Source organism: Streptomyces sp. NBC_01283 (genome assembly GCF_041435335.1).
Lineage (GTDB): Bacteria > Actinomycetota > Actinomycetes > Streptomycetales > Streptomycetaceae > Streptomyces.
This window is the reverse complement of sequence record NZ_CP108430.1, coordinates 3,833,691-3,853,306: the sequence shown is the minus strand read 5'-3', so window position 1 is coordinate 3,853,306 and position 19,616 is coordinate 3,833,691. Positions and strand designations below refer to the sequence as shown.

Annotated in this window: 18 protein-coding genes, 1 pseudogene and 1 riboswitch; of the genes and pseudogenes, 11 read left to right on the top strand and 8 right to left on the bottom strand. The window is 70.8% G+C overall.

Annotated features, from left to right (window positions below; translation table 11 throughout):
* Positions 1–14 precede the first annotated feature (14 nt).
* A complete protein-coding gene (gene rocD / locus OG302_RS17415; protein ID WP_371527646.1) occupies positions 15–1,217 on the bottom strand; it encodes an ornithine--oxo-acid transaminase in 1,203 nt (400 codons plus the stop codon).
* A 111-nt stretch (positions 1,218–1,328) separates the two neighbouring features.
* Positions 1,329–1,419: riboswitch (ZMP/ZTP riboswitch) on the top strand.
* A 40-nt stretch (positions 1,420–1,459) separates the two neighbouring features.
* Here rocD and glyA point away from each other — a divergent pair.
* Positions 1,460–2,815, top strand: a complete 1,356-nt coding sequence (gene glyA / locus OG302_RS17410) for a serine hydroxymethyltransferase (RefSeq protein WP_371527645.1) — start codon at positions 1,460–1,462, stop codon at positions 2,813–2,815.
* 61 nt (positions 2,816–2,876) lie between these two features.
* On the opposite strand, the gene OG302_RS17405 is transcribed toward glyA, so the two are convergent.
* Complete coding sequence (locus OG302_RS17405; RefSeq protein ID WP_371527644.1) at positions 2,877–3,641, bottom strand: hypothetical protein; 765 nt, start codon at positions 3,639–3,641, stop codon at positions 2,877–2,879.
* 152 nt (positions 3,642–3,793) lie between these two features.
* Positions 3,794–4,114 (bottom strand): annotated as a pseudogene (locus OG302_RS17400) (RNA polymerase sigma factor); the annotation flags it as partial.
* Between the two features lie 200 nt (positions 4,115–4,314).
* On the opposite strand from OG302_RS17400, the gene trpS reads away from it, so the two are divergent.
* Both trpS and OG302_RS17390 read left to right on the top strand, forming a co-directional pair.
* On the top strand, positions 4,315–5,328 hold the full coding sequence (gene trpS / locus OG302_RS17395) for a tryptophan--tRNA ligase (protein ID WP_371527643.1): 1,014 nt from the start codon (positions 4,315–4,317) through the stop codon (positions 5,326–5,328).
* A gap of 73 nt (positions 5,329–5,401) precedes the next feature.
* Positions 5,402–5,989 (top strand): 2'-5' RNA ligase family protein, encoded by a 588-nt coding sequence (locus OG302_RS17390; RefSeq protein WP_371527642.1) that lies wholly within the window; start codon positions 5,402–5,404, stop codon positions 5,987–5,989.
* Between the two features lie 46 nt (positions 5,990–6,035).
* On the opposite strand, the gene OG302_RS17385 is transcribed toward OG302_RS17390, so the two are convergent.
* On the bottom strand, positions 6,036–6,791 hold the full coding sequence (locus OG302_RS17385) for a decaprenylphospho-beta-D-erythro-pentofuranosid-2-ulose 2-reductase (protein WP_371527641.1): 756 nt from the start codon (positions 6,789–6,791) through the stop codon (positions 6,036–6,038).
* Between the two features lie 20 nt (positions 6,792–6,811).
* Positions 6,812–8,185 (bottom strand): FAD-binding protein, encoded by a 1,374-nt coding sequence (locus OG302_RS17380; protein WP_371750149.1) that lies wholly within the window; start codon positions 8,183–8,185, stop codon positions 6,812–6,814.
* A gap of 220 nt (positions 8,186–8,405) precedes the next feature.
* Between OG302_RS17380 and OG302_RS17375 the strand changes: the two genes are divergently transcribed.
* Genes OG302_RS17375 through OG302_RS17360 form a run of 4 tightly spaced genes read left to right on the top strand, consistent with a single transcriptional unit; the run spans position 8,406 to position 11,281 of the window.
* Entirely contained in the window at positions 8,406–8,927 is a 522-nt protein-coding gene (locus tag OG302_RS17375) for a phosphatase PAP2 family protein (RefSeq protein ID WP_371527640.1), read from the top strand.
* A complete protein-coding gene (locus OG302_RS17370; RefSeq protein ID WP_371527639.1) occupies positions 8,920–9,870 on the top strand; it encodes a decaprenyl-phosphate phosphoribosyltransferase in 951 nt (316 codons plus the stop codon). The genes OG302_RS17375 and OG302_RS17370 overlap by 8 nt, the downstream gene beginning before the upstream one ends.
* 26 nt (positions 9,871–9,896) lie before the next feature.
* A complete protein-coding gene (locus OG302_RS17365; RefSeq protein WP_371527638.1) occupies positions 9,897–10,331 on the top strand; it encodes a GtrA family protein in 435 nt (144 codons plus the stop codon).
* A complete protein-coding gene (locus OG302_RS17360) occupies positions 10,319–11,281 on the top strand; it encodes a YihY/virulence factor BrkB family protein (protein WP_371527637.1) in 963 nt (320 codons plus the stop codon). The genes OG302_RS17365 and OG302_RS17360 overlap by 13 nt, the downstream gene beginning before the upstream one ends.
* On the opposite strand, the gene OG302_RS17355 is transcribed toward OG302_RS17360, so the two are convergent.
* The gene (locus OG302_RS17355) at positions 11,244–12,491 is read right to left on the bottom strand and encodes a D-alanyl-D-alanine carboxypeptidase family protein (protein WP_371527636.1); all 1,248 of its coding nucleotides are present in this window, start codon (positions 12,489–12,491) and stop codon (positions 11,244–11,246) included. The genes OG302_RS17360 and OG302_RS17355 overlap by 38 nt on opposite strands.
* 118 nt (positions 12,492–12,609) lie before the next feature.
* Between OG302_RS17355 and OG302_RS17350 the strand changes: the two genes are divergently transcribed.
* The 3 genes from OG302_RS17350 to OG302_RS17340 all read left to right on the top strand — a co-directional run bounded on the left by OG302_RS17350 (position 12,610) and on the right by OG302_RS17340 (position 14,725).
* The gene (locus tag OG302_RS17350; protein ID WP_249588213.1) at positions 12,610–12,852 is read left to right on the top strand and encodes an SCO4848 family membrane protein; all 243 of its coding nucleotides are present in this window, start codon (positions 12,610–12,612) and stop codon (positions 12,850–12,852) included.
* 40 nt (positions 12,853–12,892) lie between these two features.
* Positions 12,893–14,182 (top strand): metallophosphoesterase, encoded by a 1,290-nt coding sequence (locus OG302_RS17345; protein WP_371527635.1) that lies wholly within the window; start codon positions 12,893–12,895, stop codon positions 14,180–14,182.
* A gap of 147 nt (positions 14,183–14,329) precedes the next feature.
* On the top strand, positions 14,330–14,725 hold the full coding sequence (locus tag OG302_RS17340; RefSeq protein WP_371527634.1) for an ATP-binding protein: 396 nt from the start codon (positions 14,330–14,332) through the stop codon (positions 14,723–14,725).
* A 36-nt stretch (positions 14,726–14,761) separates the two neighbouring features.
* On the opposite strand, the gene OG302_RS17335 is transcribed toward OG302_RS17340, so the two are convergent.
* Both OG302_RS17335 and OG302_RS17330 read right to left on the bottom strand, forming a co-directional pair.
* Positions 14,762–16,213 carry a sensor histidine kinase gene (locus tag OG302_RS17335; protein ID WP_371527633.1) on the bottom strand — a complete coding sequence of 484 codons (1,452 nt, stop codon included), beginning with the start codon at positions 16,211–16,213 and terminating at the stop codon, positions 14,762–14,764.
* On the bottom strand, positions 16,210–16,875 hold the full coding sequence (locus tag OG302_RS17330; RefSeq protein ID WP_371750148.1) for a response regulator transcription factor: 666 nt from the start codon (positions 16,873–16,875) through the stop codon (positions 16,210–16,212). Before OG302_RS17330 ends, OG302_RS17335 begins: the two co-directional genes overlap by 4 nt.
* Before the next feature lie 267 nt (positions 16,876–17,142).
* Between OG302_RS17330 and OG302_RS17325 the strand changes: the two genes are divergently transcribed.
* A complete protein-coding gene (locus OG302_RS17325) occupies positions 17,143–19,602 on the top strand; it encodes an MMPL family transporter (protein ID WP_371750147.1) in 2,460 nt (819 codons plus the stop codon).
* Positions 19,603–19,616: the final 14 nt, after the last annotated feature.

Sequence of the window (19,616 nt, the reverse complement as noted above, 5' to 3'; positions counted from 1 at the left end):
CCGACCCGCCCGAACTAGGCCAGCACGCCCCGCAGTTGATCGAGCCCCCAGTCCAGGTCCTCCTTGCTGATCACCAGCGGCGGAGCGATCCGGATCGTCGACCCGTGGGTGTCCTTGACCAGCACACCCCGGTCCATCAGCTTCTCGGAGATCTCGCGGCCCGTGCCGTGCGACGGCTCGATGTCGACCCCCGCCCACAGCCCACGGCCCCGGACCTGGGTCACCGCCCCCGTACCGGCAAGGAGTCCCAGCTCGGCGTGCAGATGCTCGCCCAGCTCGGTGGCCCGCTGCTGGAACTCGCCCGAGCTCAGCATCGCGACGACCTCCAACGCCACCGCACACGCCAGCGGATTGCCGCCGAACGTCGACCCGTGCTCACCCGGCTTGAACACCCCCAGCACATCCGCGTCCGCCACCACCGCGGACACCGGCACGACGCCCCCGCCGAGCGCCTTGCCCAGGATGTACACGTCCGGCACCACGCCCTCGTGCTCGCACGCGAACGTCTTCCCCGTCCTGCCGAGCCCCGACTGGATCTCGTCCGCCATGAAGAGGACGTTCCGCTCCCGCGTCAACTCCCGGACCCCCGCGAGATACCCGGCCGGCGGCACCAGCACCCCGGCCTCTCCCTGGATCGGTTCGAGAAGCACGGCCACGGTGTTCTCGGTGACGGCGGCCCGCAACGCCGTCAGATCGCCGTACGGCACGATCTCGAACCCCGGCGTGTACGGACCGAAGTCCGCCCGCGCCTCCTGGTCCGTCGAGAAGCTGACGATGGTCGTGGTCCGCCCGTGGAAGTTGTCGCGGGCGACGACGATCTTCGCCCTCCCGTCGGGCACGCCCTTGACCTGATACCCCCACTTCCTGGCGGTCTTCACTGCCGTCTCCACCGCCTCCGCCCCGGTGTTCATCGGCAGCACCATCTCCTTGCCGCACAGCTCCGCGAGCCGCGTACAGAAGTCGGCGAACCGGTCGTGGTGGAAGGCCCGCGAGGTGAGAGTCACCCGCTCCAGCTGCGCCTTGGCCGCGTCGATCAGGCGGCGGTTGCCGTGCCCGAAATTCAGCGCCGAGTACCCGGCCAGCATGTCGAGGTAGCGGCGCCCCTCGACGTCCGTCATCCAGGCACCCTCCGCCGACGCGACCACGATGGGCAGCGGGTGGTAGTTGTGCGCACTGTGCGCTTCGGCCGAGGTGATGAACTCTTCGGTAGTCGACACGGGGTCTCCGTTCGTCCTGCGGCATGGGGCGGGTGTGGCGCCCAAGTTCTATCGTCGCTCGGATCGTGGACGAAGAAACCTGCCGACCCGGCGTGCCCGATAGGCTGGTCTCTACAGCACGGCGACTGGCGCACGGGGAACGGACCCCGAGGAAGCCGTGCGAGGCAGAACCTTCGAGGTGCCGCCCGCCTGGGCACCCCGGGACCACGACCGGACACACACCGCTCGCCCCGGAGGACGCCATGACTCACTCCCCTTCGTCTTCGCCGAATTCCCCGGACTCCTCGAATTCCCCGGACTCCCCGGACTCCGCGGGTCCCCAGGGCCGTCCGAACGCCCTCAGTCACCCCTCGCTCGCCGCGCAGGACCCCGAGCTGGCCGCGCTCGTCGGCGCCGAGGAGCAGCTCCAGGCCGACACCCTGCGCCTGATCCCCAGCGAGAACTACGTCTCCACCGCCGTCCTCGAGGCCTCCGGCACGGTCCTGCAGAACAAGTACAGCGAGGGCTACCCGGGCCGCCGCTACTACGAGGGCCAGCAGAACATCGACCCCGTCGAGCGCCTCGCCGTCGCCCGCGCCAAGTCCGTCTTCGGCGTCGAGCACGCCAACGTCCAGCCCTACTCCGGCTCCCCGGCCAACCTCGCCGTCTACCTCGCCTTCGCCGAGCCCGGTGACACCGTGATGGGCATGGCCCTCCCCATGGGCGGCCACCTCACCCACGGCTGGGGCGTCTCCGCCACGGGCAAGTGGTTCCGCGGCGTCCAGTACGGCGTCCGCCACGACACGGGCCGCATCGACTTCGACGAGGTGCGCGACCTCGCCCTCAAGGAACGCCCGAAGCTGATCTTCTGCGGTGGTACCGCTCTCCCTCGCACCATCGACTTCGCCGCCTTCGCCGAGATCGCCCACGAGACGGGAGCCGTCCTCGTCGCCGACATCGCGCACATCGCCGGCCTGATCGCGGGCGGCGCCCACCCCTCACCGGTGCCGCACGCCGACGTGATCTCCACGACCACCCACAAGACCCTGCGCGGCCCGCGCGGCGCGATGCTGATGTCCCGCGAGGAGCACGCCAAGGCCATCGACAAGGCGGTCTTCCCCGGTCTGCAGGGCGGCCCGCACAACCAGACCACCGCTGCCATCGCCGTCGCCCTGCACGAGGCGTCGCAGCCCTCCTTCCGCGACTACGCCCACGCGGTCGTCGCCAACGCCCGGGCCCTCGCCGAAGCGCTGCTCGCCCGCGGCTTCGACCTGGTCTCCGGCGGCACCGACAACCACCTGATCCTGATGGACCTCACCCCCAAGGACGTCCCGGGCAAGGTCGCCGCCAAGGCCCTCGACCGGGCCGGGATCGTCGTCAACTACAACACCGTGCCGTACGACCCGAGGAAGCCGTTCGACCCCTCCGGCGTCCGCATCGGAACCCCCTCGCTCACCTCCCGCGGTCTCGGCACGCAGCACATGCCGACCGTCGCCGAATGGATCGACCGGGGCGTCGCCGCGGCCCGTGCCGGTGACGAGGACGCCCTGACGAAGATCCGGTCCGAGGTCGCCGACCTGATGGCCGCCCACCCGGCCCCGGGCCTGCCGGCCCACTGACCCGCCGGGCCGCACAGCCGCCCCCGGCCGACCGCCTCACAGGCCGGGGGCGCCGCAGCCCTCACAGGTCCCTCAACTCCTGCCGCGGGCCGTCCTCATGAAGCCGCCGCCCACGCAGCGAGGCAAGGAGGGGACGGCGCTCGGCGAGCGGCCCCCGCAGCAGCAGAGCTCCCGCCGCCCCCGCGGCGACGCCCGGTATCACCCACCACCAGTCCGTGCCGCCGTCACCCGGTATGCCATTGGCCCGCCCACTCGCGGCCTGCCCGTCCCCGGCCTGCGAGGCGGGCGTCGGTGACGGAACCAGGTCCGCCCTCGGTGGTATCGCCTGATTGCCCTTGTCCGACGGCGCCCCCATCACCCCGAGCCTCTTGAACAGTGCCGTCAGACGAGCCGGGTCCTTTGCCTTGTGCCAGGAGCCGGTCATGGACTCGACGTCCGTCGTCGTGTGGATCCACACAGCCTTGGTTTCCTTGCCGTCCTTGGCGCCGGACGCCACCGGATAGGCCCGGTCCACCCGCCACGGCCGCACATCGTGGAGCATCCACGTCACATTGATCTGACGGCTCTCGTCGCTCATGGTGAGCCCCGGTGGCTGCTCACGCCGCCCCTCAGCCATGTCGCCGGTGCGGCCCAGACCGCGCTCCAGCTCGCCGTACTCCTTGTCGTTCACATAGAGCGCCGTGCTCTGCCCGCTCTCGGGGGAGACCACGAGGACGCTCGTCGGCCCGTCCGCCACCGCCTGCGGTGCTCCCATCACCACCAGTGCCAGCGCTGCCGCGACCCCCGCCACCGACCCGCACATTCCCCGCGCCGTCCGCATCCGCATGTCCGATCCCCCAGCCGCTCTCCGGCACGATCCGTCCGCACCGTCCGCACCGCGTCACTTCTGGTACACCGCCCGAGCCGTTCAGGTTCCCGATTCGCCCGGAGCGGCCGAAACCGAATTCCCGATCTTCAGCGCCCGCTCCTTCGACGCGCCTCGTCCATCTCCAGGAGATAGCGGTACGTGACGACCAGGCGGTGTTCCTCGCTCAGCCGGTCGAGCGCGGCGAGCAGGGCCGTCCGGTGCTCGTCCCGCAGCGCCGCCACCGCCGGGTCCGCCGATGCCGGTATCAGCGGCTCCGCCTCCGCGAGCGCCGCCTTGCGTCCGACGAGCGACCGCTGCCGGACCGCCGAACGCACTGTGTTCCTCGTCTCATTGGCGACGATCGGCAACAGCCACGGCTTGAACGCCGAGCCGTCCCTGAACCGCCCCAAGGAGCAGTACGCCTTGGAAAAGGCCTGCTGCACCACGTCTTCGAGCGATCACCGCACCCTCGTCGACGACGCGGCCCCCTTCCAGGACCTCCCCCTGTGCCCTCACACTCTTGATACACCGGCCGGACGAGATCGGTTCCGCATTCGCGACGACCGGATCGAGGCGACGCAGGACAAGATCGCGGCACACCCGTCACACATCTGTTTCCGAGCAATGAGAGACACCTGAGAGAATGAGCCTCATGGCCATTGATCGTCCTCGCGTGCTCTCCGGAATCCAGCCCACCGCAGGCTCGTTCCACCTCGGCAACTACCTTGGCGCGGTCCGCCAGTGGGTGGCGCTGCAGGAGTCCCACGACGCGTTCTACATGGTCGTGGACCTGCACGCGATCACGGTCCCGCAGGACCCGGCCGAACTCCGTGCCAACACCCGGCTCGCCGCCGCGCAGCTCCTCGCCGCCGGACTCGACCCGGAGCGCTGCACGCTCTTCGTCCAGAGCCACGTCCCCGAGCACGCCCAGCTCGGCTGGATCATGAACTGCCTCACGGGCTTCGGCGAGGCGTCGCGCATGACGCAGTTCAAGGACAAGGCGGCCAGGCAGGGCGCCGACCGTGCCTCCGTGGGCCTCTTCACGTACCCGGTCCTGCAGGTCGCGGACATCCTGCTCTACCAGGCCCAGCAGGTCCCGGTCGGCGAGGACCAGCGCCAGCACATCGAGCTGACCCGCGACCTCGCGGAGCGTTTCAACGGCCGCTTCGGCGAGACGTTCACCGTCCCGGCGGCGTACATCCTCAAGGAGACGGCGAAGATCTTCGACCTTCAGGACCCGTCGATCAAGATGAGCAAGTCGGCGTCCACCCCGAAGGGCCTGATCAACCTCCTGGACGAGCCCAAGGCCACCGCCAAGAAGGTCAAGAGCGCGGTCACCGACACCGACACGGTCGTGCGCTACGACACCGTGGAGAAGCCGGGCGTCAGCAACCTCCTCAGCATCTACTCCACGCTCACCGGCACCGGTATCCCGGAACTGGAGCAGAAGTACGCCGGCAAGGGCTACGGTGCGCTGAAGACCGACCTCGCCGAGGTCATGGTCGACTTCGTGACTCCCTTCCGGGACCGCACCCAGGCCTACCTGGACGACCCGGAGACGCTCGACTCGATCCTGGCCAAGGGTGCGGAGAAGGCGCGCGCCGTCGCCGCGGAGACCCTCGCCCAGGCGTACGACAAGGTGGGCCTCCTGCCCGCCAAGCACTGAGCCACACAGCCCCCTGCACCACGCCAGGTACAACAGCGCCCTCTGCCCGCCATCCGACCGACAGGAGTACGACGTGGGGACCGTAACGATCGGTGTGTCGATCGCGGTCCCGGAGCCTCACGGCAGCCTGCTCCAGGAGCGGCGCGCGGGCTTCGGGGACCCCGCGGCACACGGCATCCCCACCCACGTCACGCTGCTGCCGCCGACCGAGGTGGACGCCACGGCGCTGCCCGCCGTCGAGGCGCACCTGGGGGCCGTGGCGGCCGCCGGGCGCCCCTTCCCGATGCGGCTCTTCGGGACGGGCACGTTCCGTCCGCTCTCGCCCGTCGTCTTCGTGCAGGTGGTGGCGGGCGGCGCGGCCTGTGGCTGGCTGCAGGAGCGGGTGCGGGACGCGTCCGGGCCCATGGCGCGCGAGCTGCAGTTCCCGTACCACCCGCACGTCACGGTGGCGCACAGCATCTCCGAGGAAGCCATGGACCGGGCGTACGCGGAGCTTTCCGAGTACGAGGCCGAGTGGCCCTGCACCGGCTTCGCGCTCTACGAGCAGGGCGCCGACGGGGTGTGGCGCAAGCTGCGCGAGTTCGTCTTCGGAGGCGGCGGTCCTGTGGTGCCGCCGCAGGCCGCGGCCCCGGTGACGCACGGAACGCTGCCCGCACGCTGATCCCGGCAGGGAGCCGCCCGTCGAGCGGCGGCGCCCGCCGGTCGCCTCACACCGGGAGCCGCCGGAACACCGTGCGCGGCACGTGACGCAGCGCCGACATGACCACCCGTAGCGCGCCGGGCACCCACACCGTCTCCGAGCGCCGCCGCAGGCCCGTCTCGATGGCCGTCGCGACCGCCTCCGGAGTGGTCGCCATCGGGGCCTCCTCCAGGCCCTCCGTCATCTTGGAGCGCACGAAGCCGGGGCGGACGACCATCACGTGCACCCCCGTGCCGTGCAGCGCGTCGCCCAGGCCCTGGGCGAAGGCGTCGAGGCCCGCCTTGCTGGACCCGTAGATGAAGTTCGAGCGGCGGGCACGCTCGCCCGCGACCGAGGAGAGCACGACCAGGGAGCCGTGCCCCTGGGCCTGCAGCGACCGCGCGCACACCAGGCCGGCCGAGACCGCGCCGGTGTAGTTCGTCTGCGCGACACGCACCGCCGACAGCGGCTCGTCCTCGTCGCGTGCCTGGTCGCCGAGGATGCCGAAGGCCAGCAGGACCATGTCGATGTCGCCCTCGGCGAAGATCTTGCCGAGCGTGGCCTCGTGGGACTCGGAGTCGAGGGCGTCGAAGGCGACGGTGCGGACGTCCGCACCCATGTCGCGCAGGCCCGCGGCGGCCTTCTCCAGGCCCGGGGACGGCCGCCCGGCCAGCCACACGGTGCGGGTGCGCCGCGCGACCAGACGGCGGGCCGTGGCGAGGCCGATCTCGGAGGTGCCGCCGAGTACGAGCAGGGACTGGGGGGTGCCGAAGGCGTCCTTCATGGGACCAACTCCTGGAGGTGCTAGAGGGCGAGGCGGCGCGAGAGGTCCGAGCGGAACACGCCGCGCGGGTCGAGGTCGGCCCGCAGCGCGCGGAAGTCGTCGAGGCGCGGGTACATCGCGGCGAGCATCTCGGGCCGCAGGCGGGAGTCCTTGGCCAGGTAGACGCGGCCGTCGGCGGAGGCGACCTCCTCGTCGAGCTCGTCGAGGAAGGCGCCGAGGCCGGGCAGATTGGCGGGGATGTCCAGGGCGAGGGTCCAGCCGGCCATCGGGAAGGAGAGCCAGCCCGGATCGCCCGCTCCGAAGCGCTTCAGTACGGCGAGGAAGGACGGGCAGCCGCGCTCCGAGATGCGTCGCACGATGCGCCGCAGGGCCTCTTCCTTGTCGTACCCGACGACGAATTGGTACTGCACGAAACCGCCGCGGCCGTACACGCGGTTCCAGTGCGGGACGCCGTCCAGGGGGTGGAAGAACGTCGACATCTTCTGGAGCTCGCCCACCCGGGCGCGGGGCGCCTTGCGGTACCAGAGCTCATTGAAGAGGCCCACCGACTTGCGGCCGAGCAGCCCCTCGGGCAGGAAGCGCGGGGCCGGGGGCAGTTGGCCCGGGCGGAACGTCAACGGGGCTCTACGCGCGCGTGCCGGGAGGGCGTCCAGGGGGGCGTGGTCGCCGCGCGTGAGCACCGAGCGCCCCATCGACGCCCCGCGTGCGAGGAGGTCGATCCAGGCCACCGAGTAGCGGTAGCGGTGGTCGGTGGCGGTGAGGCGGGCCATCAGGTCGTCCAGGTCGGTGGCGCGCTCCGTGTCCACCGTCATCAACGAGGTCTCCACCGGCTGCAGTTGCAGCGTCGCGGCGAGGATCATGCCGGTCAGGCCCATGCCGCCGGCCGTCGCGTCGAACAAGGGGGTGCCGCGTTCGACCGCCTGTACCGCGCCGTCCGCGGTGAGCAGTTCGACGGCCATCACATGGCGCGAGAACGACCCTGATCCGTGGTGGTTCTTGCCGTGGATGTCCGCGCCGATCGCGCCGCCCACGGTCACATAGCGGGTCCCCGGCGTGACCGGCACGAACCAGCCGAGCGGCAGCAGGACCTCCATCAGGTGGTGCAGGGAGACCCCGGCGTCGCACAGGACGGTGCCCGCGTCGGCGTCGATGGCGTGCACGCGGTTCATGCCGGTCATGTCGAAGACGGCGCCGCCCGCGTTCTGTGCGGCGTCCCCGTAGGCCCGTCCAAGGCCTCTCGCGATGCCGCCACGCTCCCCGCAGGCGTGGAGTGCCGCCACGGCCTCCTCGGGCGAACGGGGGCGGATCAGACGGGCGGTGGACGGGGAGGTGCGCCCCCAGCCGGACACGGACACGGCCTCGGACGTCGCCATGGACGCGGCCTCGGACGTCATCGCGGTCGCGGAGTCGGCGGGCGGAGCGGAGTCGGCAGGCATAGGCGTGACCGTATCGTCCGAGCAAGGGTAGTTTGCCCATATTCATCCAAGCTCTCACCGAAATGGGTGATTGATGGAGTGTCGTCGTATATTGCCGTAAATATTGAGAGGTTGCCTAGAAGAGTCGGGAGGTCAGGTCCTTGAAGTCCCCGGAGAAGTCCCCGGAGAAGGAGGCCACATGCACGACATGGACCACCGGCTGCTGTCGGCCCTGCGCGACTGCGGCTCCGACGCGCGCGTGGCCGCCGCCGCACGGGCCCTGTCCTGGACCGGCGAGCACGGCGCCCTCTGGATCGTCGCGGGGCTCGCCGGCGCCGCGGTCGACCGCGAACGGCGCGGTGCGTGGCTGCGCGGCACGGCGCTGACCGCCGCGGCGCACCTGGCCAGCATGGGCGTCAAACGGGTCGTACGGCGCCCGCGGCCCGGCGGCGACACGGGTGTGGAGCCCCTCGTCAGGACCGCGGGGCGGCACTCCTTCCCCAGTTCGCACGCCACTTCGGCCGCCGCGGCCACCGTCGCGTACGGCGCGCTGAGCCCCCTGGGGGCCCGCGTCGTGCCGCCGCTCGCCGCCGCGATGTGTGTCTCGCGGATGGTCGTCGGCGTCCACTACCCGAGTGACGTGGCGGCCGGAGCGGCCCTCGGCGCCCTCACCGCGCGCGTGGGCTCCGCCTGGATGAACGGGGGCCGCGCCCATGGCTGACCGCACCGCGCTGCTCGAACGCCCCCAGCCGCCCCGGCCGCCCGGCACGGGTTCCCTGGCCCTGCCGCTCGGCCTCCTGAAGACCGCGCGCCCCCGCCAGTGGGTGAAGAACGTCCTGGTCGTCGCGGCCCCCGCAGCCGCGGGAGAGCTCTTCTCGCGCCACTCGCTGCTCCAACTCGCGCTGGTGTTCGCCCTGTTCACGGCAGCCGCGTCCGCCGTCTACCTCATCAACGACGCGCGTGACGCCGAGGCCGACCGCGCCCACCCCACCAAGTGCCGCAGACCGGTCGCCGCGCGTCAGGTGCCGGTAACGGTCGCGTACGCGGTGGGCGGGCTGCTCGCGGTGTTGGCACCGGTGGCTGCCGCCGTGCTCTGCACACCCCTGACCGCGGGTCTGCTCGGCGCCTACGTAGTGATGCAACTGGCCTACTGCGTCAGCCTCAAGCACGTCCTCGTCGTCGACCTCGCCGTCGTCACCACGGGCTTCCTGATGCGGGCGATGATCGGGGGAGTGGCCCTCGGCATCCCGCTCTCGCGCTGGTTCCTCATCACCACCGGCTTCGGGGCGCTCTTCATGGTCGCCGCCAAGCGGTACTCCGAAGCCGTGCAGATGTCCGGGAGCGCCGAGAAACTGGGCGCCACGCGCGCGTTGCTCACCGAATACACCACCGGCTACCTCCGCTTCGTCTGGCAGCTTGCCGCCGGGGTCGCCGTCCTCGCGTACTGCCTGTGGGCCATGGAGAGCGGCGGCACCGCCAACGGCCTGCTGCCCTGGCGGCAGCTGTCGATGGCCGCCTTCGTCCTCGCCGTCCTGCGGTACGCCGTCTTCGCCGACCGCGGCACGGCGGGCGAGCCCGAGGACGTCGTCCTGCGCGACCGGGCGCTGGCCGTCATCGGCCTCGTGTGGATCGCGATGTACGCCCTCGCGGTCGCCGACTGGTGAGCGCCCTCAGGGAGCGGCTACGGGCCATGGGTCCCGAACTGCTCGGCTTCGCCGCCGCCGGGATCTGCGCATACGCCGTCGACCTCGGCCTCTTCATCTGGCTGCGCGGGCCCGCCGGTCTGGACCCGCTGACCGCCAAGGCGCTGTCCTTCGTCGCCGGATGCACGGTCGCGTACGCGGGCAACGCGCTCGGCACCTACCGGCGGCGCGAGGGGCCCGGAGTGTCGGGAGCGTCGCGGCTCCGCCAGTACGGGATCTTCTTCGCCGTCAACATCGCGGGCGCCCTGGTGCAGTTGCTCTGCATCGCGGTGTCCCACTACGGCCTCGGCCTCACCTCGCAGCGCGCGGACACCGTCTCCGGGGCAGGAGTCGGTATGGCACTCGCCACTGTTCTGCGTTTCTGGGGTACTCGGACCTTGGTCTTCCGCACAACGGGCAGGGAGGCATCATGGACTGGCTGAAAAAGCTCCCCGGCATCGGACCCCTGGTGGAGCGTCTGATGCGCACGCACGCGTGGAGCGCGTACGAGCGGCTCGACAGTGTGCACTGGGCCCGCCTCGCGGCAGCGATGACGTTCATCAGCTTCCTGGCGCTCTTCCCGCTGATCACCGTCGCCGCCGCGGTCGCCGCCGCGACCCTCTCCAAGAGCCAGCAGGACAAGCTCGAGGACACCATCTCCAAGCAGGTCCCCGGCATCTCCGACCAGCTGAACCTGGACGCCCTCGTCGACAACGCGGGCACCGTCGGGCTCATCGCGGGCGCCCTGCTGCTCTTCACCGGCATCGGCTGGGTCGGCTCGATAAGGGAGTGCCTGCGGGTCGTCTGGGAGCTGGAGGACGAGGAGGAGAACCCCCTCCTGCGCAAGGTCAAGGATGCCGGGGTGCTCATCGGGCTCGGCGGCGCGGGCCTCGCGTCCGTCGTCGCCTCGACCCTCGCGTCGACCGCCGTCGGCTGGAGCGCCGACCTCATCGGGATCTCCAAGGACGGCTGGGGCGGGGTGCTGCTGCAGGCGATCGCGTTCGCCATCGCCGTCCTCGCGGACTTCCTGCTGCTGCTCTACGTCCTGACGCTGCTGCCGGGCGTCCAGCCCCCGCGCCGTCACCTGATCACCGCGGGGCTGATCGGCGCGGCCGGATTCGAGCTGCTCAAGCTGCTGCTCGGCGGCTACATGAAGGGCGTCGCCGCCAAGAGCATGTACGGCGCCTTCGGAGTACCCGTCGCGCTGCTCCTGTGGATCAACTTCACCGCGAAGCTCCTGCTGTTCTGCGCCGCCTGGACGGCGACGCGGAAGCAGGGACGTACAGCGGCGGAACAAGAAGAGCCACAGAAACAGACCCAGTCACAGGCACAGCCGCAAGGAGCGCCCGGTGACGTCAGCGGCGGCTCTTCGGCAGCGGCATCCGGCGGTTGATCACGAACCATCCGGCGGCGATGAGCGCGAGGACGCCGGCCCCGACCCCAAGCGCGATGCCGACCCCGCTGCCCGACTCCTTGTCGGAGGCGTGCGCCACGTTCTTGGACGAGTCCGACCCGCCCTTGCCGGCGCCGGGCGCGCCCTTGCCGCTGCCCGTACCGGCACCCTTCGGAGCGACCAGTTCGCCCACCGGCTCGACCTTGCCGGAGGCCTTGAAGCCCCAGTCGAGGAGCCGCTCGGTCTCTTTGTAGACCGCGTGCTGCTCACCGGAGTCGGGGTTCATGACGGTCACGAGCAGCACCTTGCCGTCGCGCTCGGCGACACCGGTGAAGGTGTTGCCCGCGTTCGTGGTGCTGCCGTTCTTGACGCCCGCGATGCCCTTGTAGGCGTCCAGACCGACGTCCCCCGTAAGGAGGCGGTTGGTGTTCTGGATCGCGAAGGACTCGCGCTTCGTCTTGCCCTTGTCCTTGCCCTTCTTGATCTTCTTGGTCTCGCCGGGGAACTGGGCGGTGGCCGTCGAGCAGTACTCCCGGAAGTCCTTCTTCTGCAGCCCGGAGCGGGCGAACAGCGTCAGGTCGTACGCGGAGGAGACCTGCCCCTTCTCGTCGTAGCCGTCCGGACTGACCACATGGGTGTCGAGGGCCTGGAGCTCCTCGGCGTGCGCCTGCATGTCCTTGACGGTCGCCGGGACGCCGTCGTTCATCGCCGACAGGACGTGCACCGCGTCGTTGCCCGACCGCAGGAAGACACCGAGCCACAGGTCGTGGACCGTGTACGTCTCGTTCTCCTTGACGCCGACCATGCTGCTGCCCGCGCCGATGCCAGCCAGGTCGGAGAGCTCGACCTTGTGCTTCTGCGTCTTGGGGAACTTCGGCAGGACCGTGTCCGCGAAGAGCATCTTCAGGGTGCTCGCCGGGGGCAGCCGCCAGTGCGAGTTGTGCGAGGCGAGGATCTCGCCCGTTTCGGCGTCCGACACCATCCAGGAGCGCGCCGAGAGCTCCTTGGGGAGGACGGGAGCGCCCGCCTTCAGGCTCACCTGGGTGCCCGGCTTGCCGAGCTTGGCGCCGCCGACGGTCGACATCGACGCGGGGGGCTTGGGCTTGTTCTCGCCTCCCGGCTTGCCGTCCGCCCAGGCGGGAGCTGTGGTCGACATGGTGAGCAATGCGGCGGATGTGACCAACAAGGCGGTCTTTTTTACGGCAGGCACGGACGAGAACGTACAGGGCGTCGCTGAGGAAGTCGCCGCCGAGGTGGACCGTGTCAGTGGCGGCCCGGACTCCCCACCCCGGCGGCGCTGCGGAAGGGAGGCTCGCGATACTGAACGTATGAAGCTCAGCCGCCCGGTCTCCTGGTTCCTGCTCGCCTTCGGTGTGTGGAGCTGGTTCATCTGGATCACTTTCGTCAAGAACCTGTGGAAGGACGGCAGTGGGCTCGCCTTCGATGACGCAGGCGACCCGACCGCGTACTTCTGGGTCCACCTGACGCTCGCCGTCGCCTCCTTTGTCTTGGGGACGGTGGTAGGGACCATCGGGTTGCGCGGAGTGCGTGCTCTGCGCCGTACGTCATAGCTGATCGGTCACTTCGGGCACTGCTGAGGGGCGCACCACCGTGGTCATCCTGTTCGTGCTGGCCGGTCTCGCCGCGCTCGCGGCCCTCGCCGGGATGCAGTGGTACGCGTGGCGGCGCCTCGTGCGGGACACCACGGCCCGCCCCGGATTCGTCCGGCGTGCGGGAGCCGTCGTCTTCGTGGCGGGGCCGCTGCTGATGTTCGCGGCGGTCGCCAGTGAGCGGGCCGGGGCGCCGTTCTGGCTGCAGAAGGTGCTGGCCTGGCCCGGCTTCATGTGGATGGCGCTGTCGATCTATCTGGTGCTCGCGCTTCTTGCCGGTGAGCTCGTACGGCCCTTCTTCTTGCGGCGTCGTACGAAACCCGCCGCTACGGAGGAGGCCGATTCCGCACCGGCCCTCTCTCCGGCCCTGTCCCCGGGCCTCTCCGTGGACAACGGCACTCCTACGGAGACCCCCGCCCGGTCGGAGACCCCTGCTCCCGAGGGCGCGCGGAAAACACCGGTCGCCCCCTCGCGCCGTCTCTTCGTCTCGCGCATCGTCGGCGGGACCGCCGCGGCCGTCGCCGTCGGAACCGTCGGCTACGGAACGTACGGCGTCCTGCGCGGTCCCCGCGTGAAGCGCGTCACCGTGCCGCTGGCCAAGCTGCCGCGCGGGGCGCACGGCTTCCGGATCGCCGTGGTCAGCGACGTCCACCTGGGGCCGATTCTCGGACGCGGCTTCACCCAGCGTGTGGTCGACACGATCAACGGCACCCAGCCCGACCTCATCGCGGTCGTCGGCGACCTGGTCGACGGCAGCGTCGAGGACCTCGGGCCCGCCGCCGCGCCGCTCGCGCAGCTTCGGGCGCGGCACGGGACGTACTTCGTGACCGGCAACCACGAGTACTTCTCGGGAGCCGAGCAGTGGGTCGATCACGTACGCGAACTCGGCCTGCGTCCCCTGGAGAACGCCCGCACCGAACTGCCCGGCTTCGACCTCGCGGGCGTGGACGACGTGGCCGGTGAGAGCGAGGGGCACGGGCCCGACTTCGCCAAGGCGCTTGGCGACCGGGACCGCTCGCGGGCCTCCGTGCTCCTGGCCCACCAGCCGGTGGTCATCCACGACGCCGTCAAGCACGGCGTCGACCTCCAGCTCTCCGGGCACACCCACGGCGGACAGCTCTGGCCAGGCAATTTCATCGCCGACCTGGCGAATCCGACGCTCGCCGGGCTGGAGCGGTACGGCGACACGCAGCTGTACGTGACGCGGGGCGCGGGTGCCTGGGGGCCGCCCGTGCGGGTCGGGGCGCCGTCCGACGTCACGGTCGTCGAACTGGCCTCCCGCCAGGCGTAATCGCATGTTGGTTCGATGTGGTACGAATCTGGCCGGATACTGCCGGGCCGCAAGGTGACGGAGTGACACCAGCCGCTACCTCTGTGCAGCATTAAGTGTTGGAATTGTGCGCGGTTCTTGGTGCTTTGGTGTGCCATAGGGGGAACGTTGTTGCGCCGTCAGGCTTTCCGGCTGCCACCGCATCCGGCATCCGTCTCGCTCGCCCGGCTCCGTGTGCATGATCATCTCGCCGCGTGGGGGCACAAGGAGGAGAGCGCCGCGCTGCATGACGCCGTGCTCCTCGTGTCGGAGCTCGTGACGAACGCGGTCTGCCACGGCCTCGTCCAGGACCGGGAGTTCGAGGTCGCGGTCACGGTGCTCGCCGACGGCGACTGCTTCATAGAGGTGTCCGACGAAAGCCCGTCCAGTCCGGAGCTACGGGATATGGGCCCCATGGAGGAGGGCGGCCGAGGCCTGCGGCTGCTGGACGGACTGGCGGAGGCGTGGGGCGTCTGGCAGCGGGGGCGGCACGGGAAGACGGTGTGGGCGCTGGTGCGGGCCTGAGGGGGCCCTGGAGCCGCGCGCAGGAGGCAAGGAGCCTCATCCGCCCGTTCGCGCAGGCAACGTGACCGTCACCGTGAGTCCCGACCCCGGTGCCGTCTCCACCTCCACCTCTCCGCCGTGTGCCGCCACCACCCCCTGCACGATCGCCATCCCGAGGCCGCTGCCCGCGCCGCCGCCCGCGCGGAAGAACCGGTCGAACACGCGCGCGGTGTCCGCCTCCGTGAGGCCGGGGCCACGGTCGGCCACGCGCAGCCGCACCACCCCGTCCTGCCGCTCCACGCCCAGCGTGACCGACGCGTCGACGGGTGTGTGGACGCGCACGTTGGCCAGGAGATTGCCGAGCACCTGGCGCATTCCCGACTCGTCCGCGTGGATAAGCACCGCCCCGTCGGCGCGGACCGTGAGCGGCCGCTCCGGTTCCTGTACCCGCAGATCGTCGGCGGCGTCCCGTACGAGGCGGCTCAGGTCGACGTTCCTGAAGCGCAGTTCCGGCTGCTGGTCCAGGCGGGCCAGGGTGAGCAGCTCGTCGACGAGGTGACCCATCCGGTCGGTCTCGTCGAGGACGCGGCTCCACGCGCGCGTGCGTTCCGCTGGATCGCGCAGCATCCCCTTGTCGTACAGCTGGAGGTAGCCGCGGATCGCCGACAAGGGCGTACGCAGCTCGTGCGAGGCATCGGCGACGAAGCGGCGCAGCTGTGCCGAACTGCGTTCGCGGGTCTCGAAGGCCGATTCGACCTGGTGGAGCATGGAGTTGAGGGCGAGGCGCAGCTGTTCGGTCTCCGTGGCAGGGGCGCGGCTCGACGGCACGCGCCGGGTGAGGTCGCCCTCGGCGATGGCCGACGCGGTCTCGACCATGTCCTCCAGGGGCCGGAGCCGGTGGTGCGCGGCGATCATCGTCAGGACGGCGAGCAGCCCCAACAGGACCACTCCGAAGGCGGCGTCGAGCCTGAGCGCCTTCTTGATGCCCGATTCCACGTCCTCCGTGTCCGCGGCCATCAGGACCGTCGTGCCGTCGGCGAGCTCCGCGCCCACCAGGCGGTGGGCGTCACCGTCCAGGGTGACGTCCTGCGGCTCGGTGCTCTCGGCGACCGCCCAGGGGTCGTCGACAGCGGCGGCCAGGGCGCGCTGGCGCGTGGTCGGGACGAGGGAGCCGATGGCGACGGGCTTGCCGCCCTTGTCCACGGCAACGAACACCGTGTCCCCGCGCGGCAGCGCACTCGCGTGCTCCTTGCCGCCGGGCGAGAGCTTGTCGAGGGCGATGCCCAGCTCACTGAGCCGCTCGATGTCCTTCATGGTGAGGCCGGTGCCCAGCAGCGAGCTGCGCGACTGCGTCAGCTCGGAGTCCACGTTGTCCAGCAGGTAGTGGCGCATGCCCATGACGCTCACGCCGGTCGCCACGATCACGCCGAGGGCCAGCAGGGCCACGTTGACCCAGGTGAGCTTGGCGCGCAGCGAGCTCATGCCGCGGTGCGGGCGCGCACGCCTCATGCGAGGCCGTATCCGACACCCCGCCGGGTCGTGATCACCGGCGGGCCGAGCACGGCCAGCTTGCGCCGCAGATAGCTGATGTAGGTCTCCACGACGGTCGACTCGGCGGGGTGCTCGTACTGCCAGACGTGGCGCAGGAGCTGCTCCTTGGGCACCACACGGCCGCCGTTGCGGACCAGGAAGCGCAGCAGGGCGTACTCGGTGGGTGTGAGCTGCGCCGTGCGGCCCGCGCGGCGCACCATGTACGTCGTCTCGTCCAGCTCCAGGTCGCCGTAGCGCAGCGGCGGGCGCTGGGGGAGCACGTCGCCCGCCCTGGTGCGGCGCAGGACCGCGCCGATGCGGGCGATGACCTCGTCGATGTTGAACGGCTTGGTGATGTAGTCGTCGCCGAAGCCGAGCGCGCCCACGACCTCCGCGGGCGCGTCCCGCGCGGTCAGGAAGAGCAGGGCCGCCTCGGGGCAGCGGGCGCGCAGTTCCCTGGCCAGGGCGCGGCCGTCACCGTCCGGCAGCATCACGTCGAGGAGCGCCACGTCGGGCCGGGTGCGCCCGGCGAGCGCGAGGGCCTCGCGCACGGTGCCGGCCACCATCACGTCGAAGCGGTGGTAGCGCAGTGCGATGGCGAGCACGTCGGCGATGCTCGGCTCGTCCTCGACGACGAGCACGGTGGCCCCGGCGCCCGCCCCGGCGGGACCGTCCTGCCCGCCCGGACCGGTTTGCTCTCCGACATCTGTTCCCTGCTGGCCTTCGGCGTGGCTCATGTCCCCAGTATCGGCACGGGCGTTGTACGAAGACCCGGTCCGTGCCTTGGAGTTACTTGAGAATCATGGCCGTGCCACGCCGCCGAGGCGTGGTGCCGCCGATGCTGAGGCTCCTGAAAGCACGGGCCCGGGGGAACCGACGACGCGGAGGAGGAGTGGATCGTGGCGGCATTGGCGCGATGGTGCTATCGGCACCGTCTGGTGGTCCTTGTGCTGTGGGTGGGAGCCCTGTTCGGACTGGGGGCCGCCGGGACCTCGGCGGGAACCGACTATTCGAATGTGTTCTCCCTGCCGGACACGGATTCCAAGCGCGCGTACGACCTGATGACGAAGGCCTTCCCGGAGAGCTCCGGCGACACCGACACGGTCATCTGGCGCGTCGACGAAGGCGCTTCGGCCCGTGACGCGGACGTACGTTCCCGTATCGAGCCCGCGCTCAAGGAGATCGCCGGCATGAAGGGCGTCGGCGAGGTCGCGAGCCCGTACGCGTCCAAGGCGGCGGGCGCCGCGCAGATCAGCGAGGACGGGCGCATCGCCTACGCCCAGGTGAGCTTCGCCGAGGAGGCGAACTCGGTCCCCAAGGACGTCGTCCAGGACGTCGTGGACACGGCTCGGCACGCCGAACGCTCCGGCCTCCAGGTCGAGCTGGGCGGCCAGGCGATCACCCGCATCCAGGAGCCGCCCACCGGCATCGCCGAGATGGTCGGCATCGCGGCAGCGGCCGTCGTGCTCTTCCTGGCCTTCGGCTCGCTCTTCGCGATGGTGCTCCCGATCGTCATCGCCGTCTTCGGAGTGGGCCTCGGCATGCTCTCGACGATGCTGATCAGCCATGTCACGGACATCCCCGAAGTGGCGCCGCTGCTCGGCTCGCTGATCGGCCTGGGCGTCGGCATCGACTACGCGCTCTTCATCGTCACCCGGCACCGGCGCGGCATCCTGCGCGGCATGAAGTCCGAGGAGTCCGCGGTGCAGGCCCTGAACACCTCGGGCCGCGCGGTGCTCTTCGCGGGCGGCACGGTGTGCATCGCGCTCGCCGGGATGCTGGTGATGAACATGCGCTTCCTGGACGGCGTGGTCATCGCGGCCTCCCTGACGGTGATTTTGAGTGTCCTGGCGGCCATCACGCTGCTGCCCTCGCTGCTCGGACTGCTCGGCCCCCGGGTGCTCAGCCGCAGGCAGCGGCGCCGCCTCGCCGCGACGGGACCGGAGCCCGCCGAGGCGAGCGGACTCGCGGCGCGCTGGTCCTCGTACGTCCAGAAGCGTCCGCGCTCGATCGCGGCGCTCGCCTTCGTGGTGATGGCTTTCCTGGCGCTGCCGCTGCTCTCCTTGCGGCTCGGCGCGACCGACCAGGGCAACCACCAGGAGTCGACGACGACCCGGCAGGCGTACGACATGCTGGCCGATGGATTCGGTCCCGGATTCAACGGGCCACTCCAAGTAGTGGCCGAAGAGACCGACACCGGGGCCCTGGTGTCGGCCATCCGCGAGACGGAGGGCGTCGCGAGGGTGGCGGCGGCCCCGCCCGCGGAGGGCATCTCGGTCATCAACGTGGTCCCGACCACATCCCCCCAGTCCGAGGAGACGGACCAGCTCATCGACCGTCTACGGGGGGACGTGATTCCGGAAGCCGGGGTCGAGGCCCACGTGGGCGGCGTGACCGCCGTCTTCAAGGACTTCGCCGCGGTGACCGGCGATCGACTGCCCTACTTCGTAGGAGCCATCATCGCGCTCGGGTTCCTCTTGCTCCTGATCGCGTTCCGCTCCCTCGTGGTGCCGCTGACGGCGGCCCTGATGAACCTGATCGCGGCGGCCGCGTCCTTCGGCGTACTGGTGGCGGTCTTCCAGTGGGGCTGGGGCACGGAGCTCCTCGGCATCGGCAAGGAGGGCCCGATCACCGCCTTCCTGCCCGTCATCATGCTGTCGCTGCTCTTCGGGCTCTCGATGGACTACCAGGTGTTCCTGGTGAGCCGCATGCACGAGGAATGGGTGCACACGAAGGACAACGCGCGGGCGGTTCGTGTGGGCCTCGCCGAGACGAGCAGGGTCATCAACTGCGCGGCCCTGATCATGATCTGCGTCTTCTCCGCGTTCGTCCTGAGCGGCGACATGGAGGGCGCGATGGCGGGCATCGGCCTGGCCGCGGCGGTAGCCCTGGACGCGTTCATCCTGCGCACGGCCCTCGTCCCGGCCGCCATGCATTTGCTCGGCCGCTCCAACTGGTGGCTCCCCGCGGGCCTGGAGAAGCGCCTCCCGCACCTGGCGGTGGAGCCGCGGGAAGCGCCGGACGAGCCGGCACCCGTGCCCCACGCGCGCGTGGAGGAGGCCGACGGCGAAGGCGTCGCCTCCGTAGTGCACGGTTTCATCCGCACGGCGGAGGGCGAACCGGTGGAGGGCGCGACCCTGACGCTCCTCTCCAAGGGCGGCCGTCAACTGGACCGCGTGGTGTCGCTGGCCGACGGCTCGTACATCGTCGCGGCCCCGTCGGCGGGCGCGTACCTGCTGGCGGCCACGGCCCCCGGCCACACGTCCCGCGCCCGGCACATCATGGTCGCGGACGAACCGCTGGTGTACGACGTGGAGCTGGCGCGGGGAGAGGCGGACGCGGAGGCGGTGAACGTCGACAGGGGCTGAGGGCCGACAGGGGC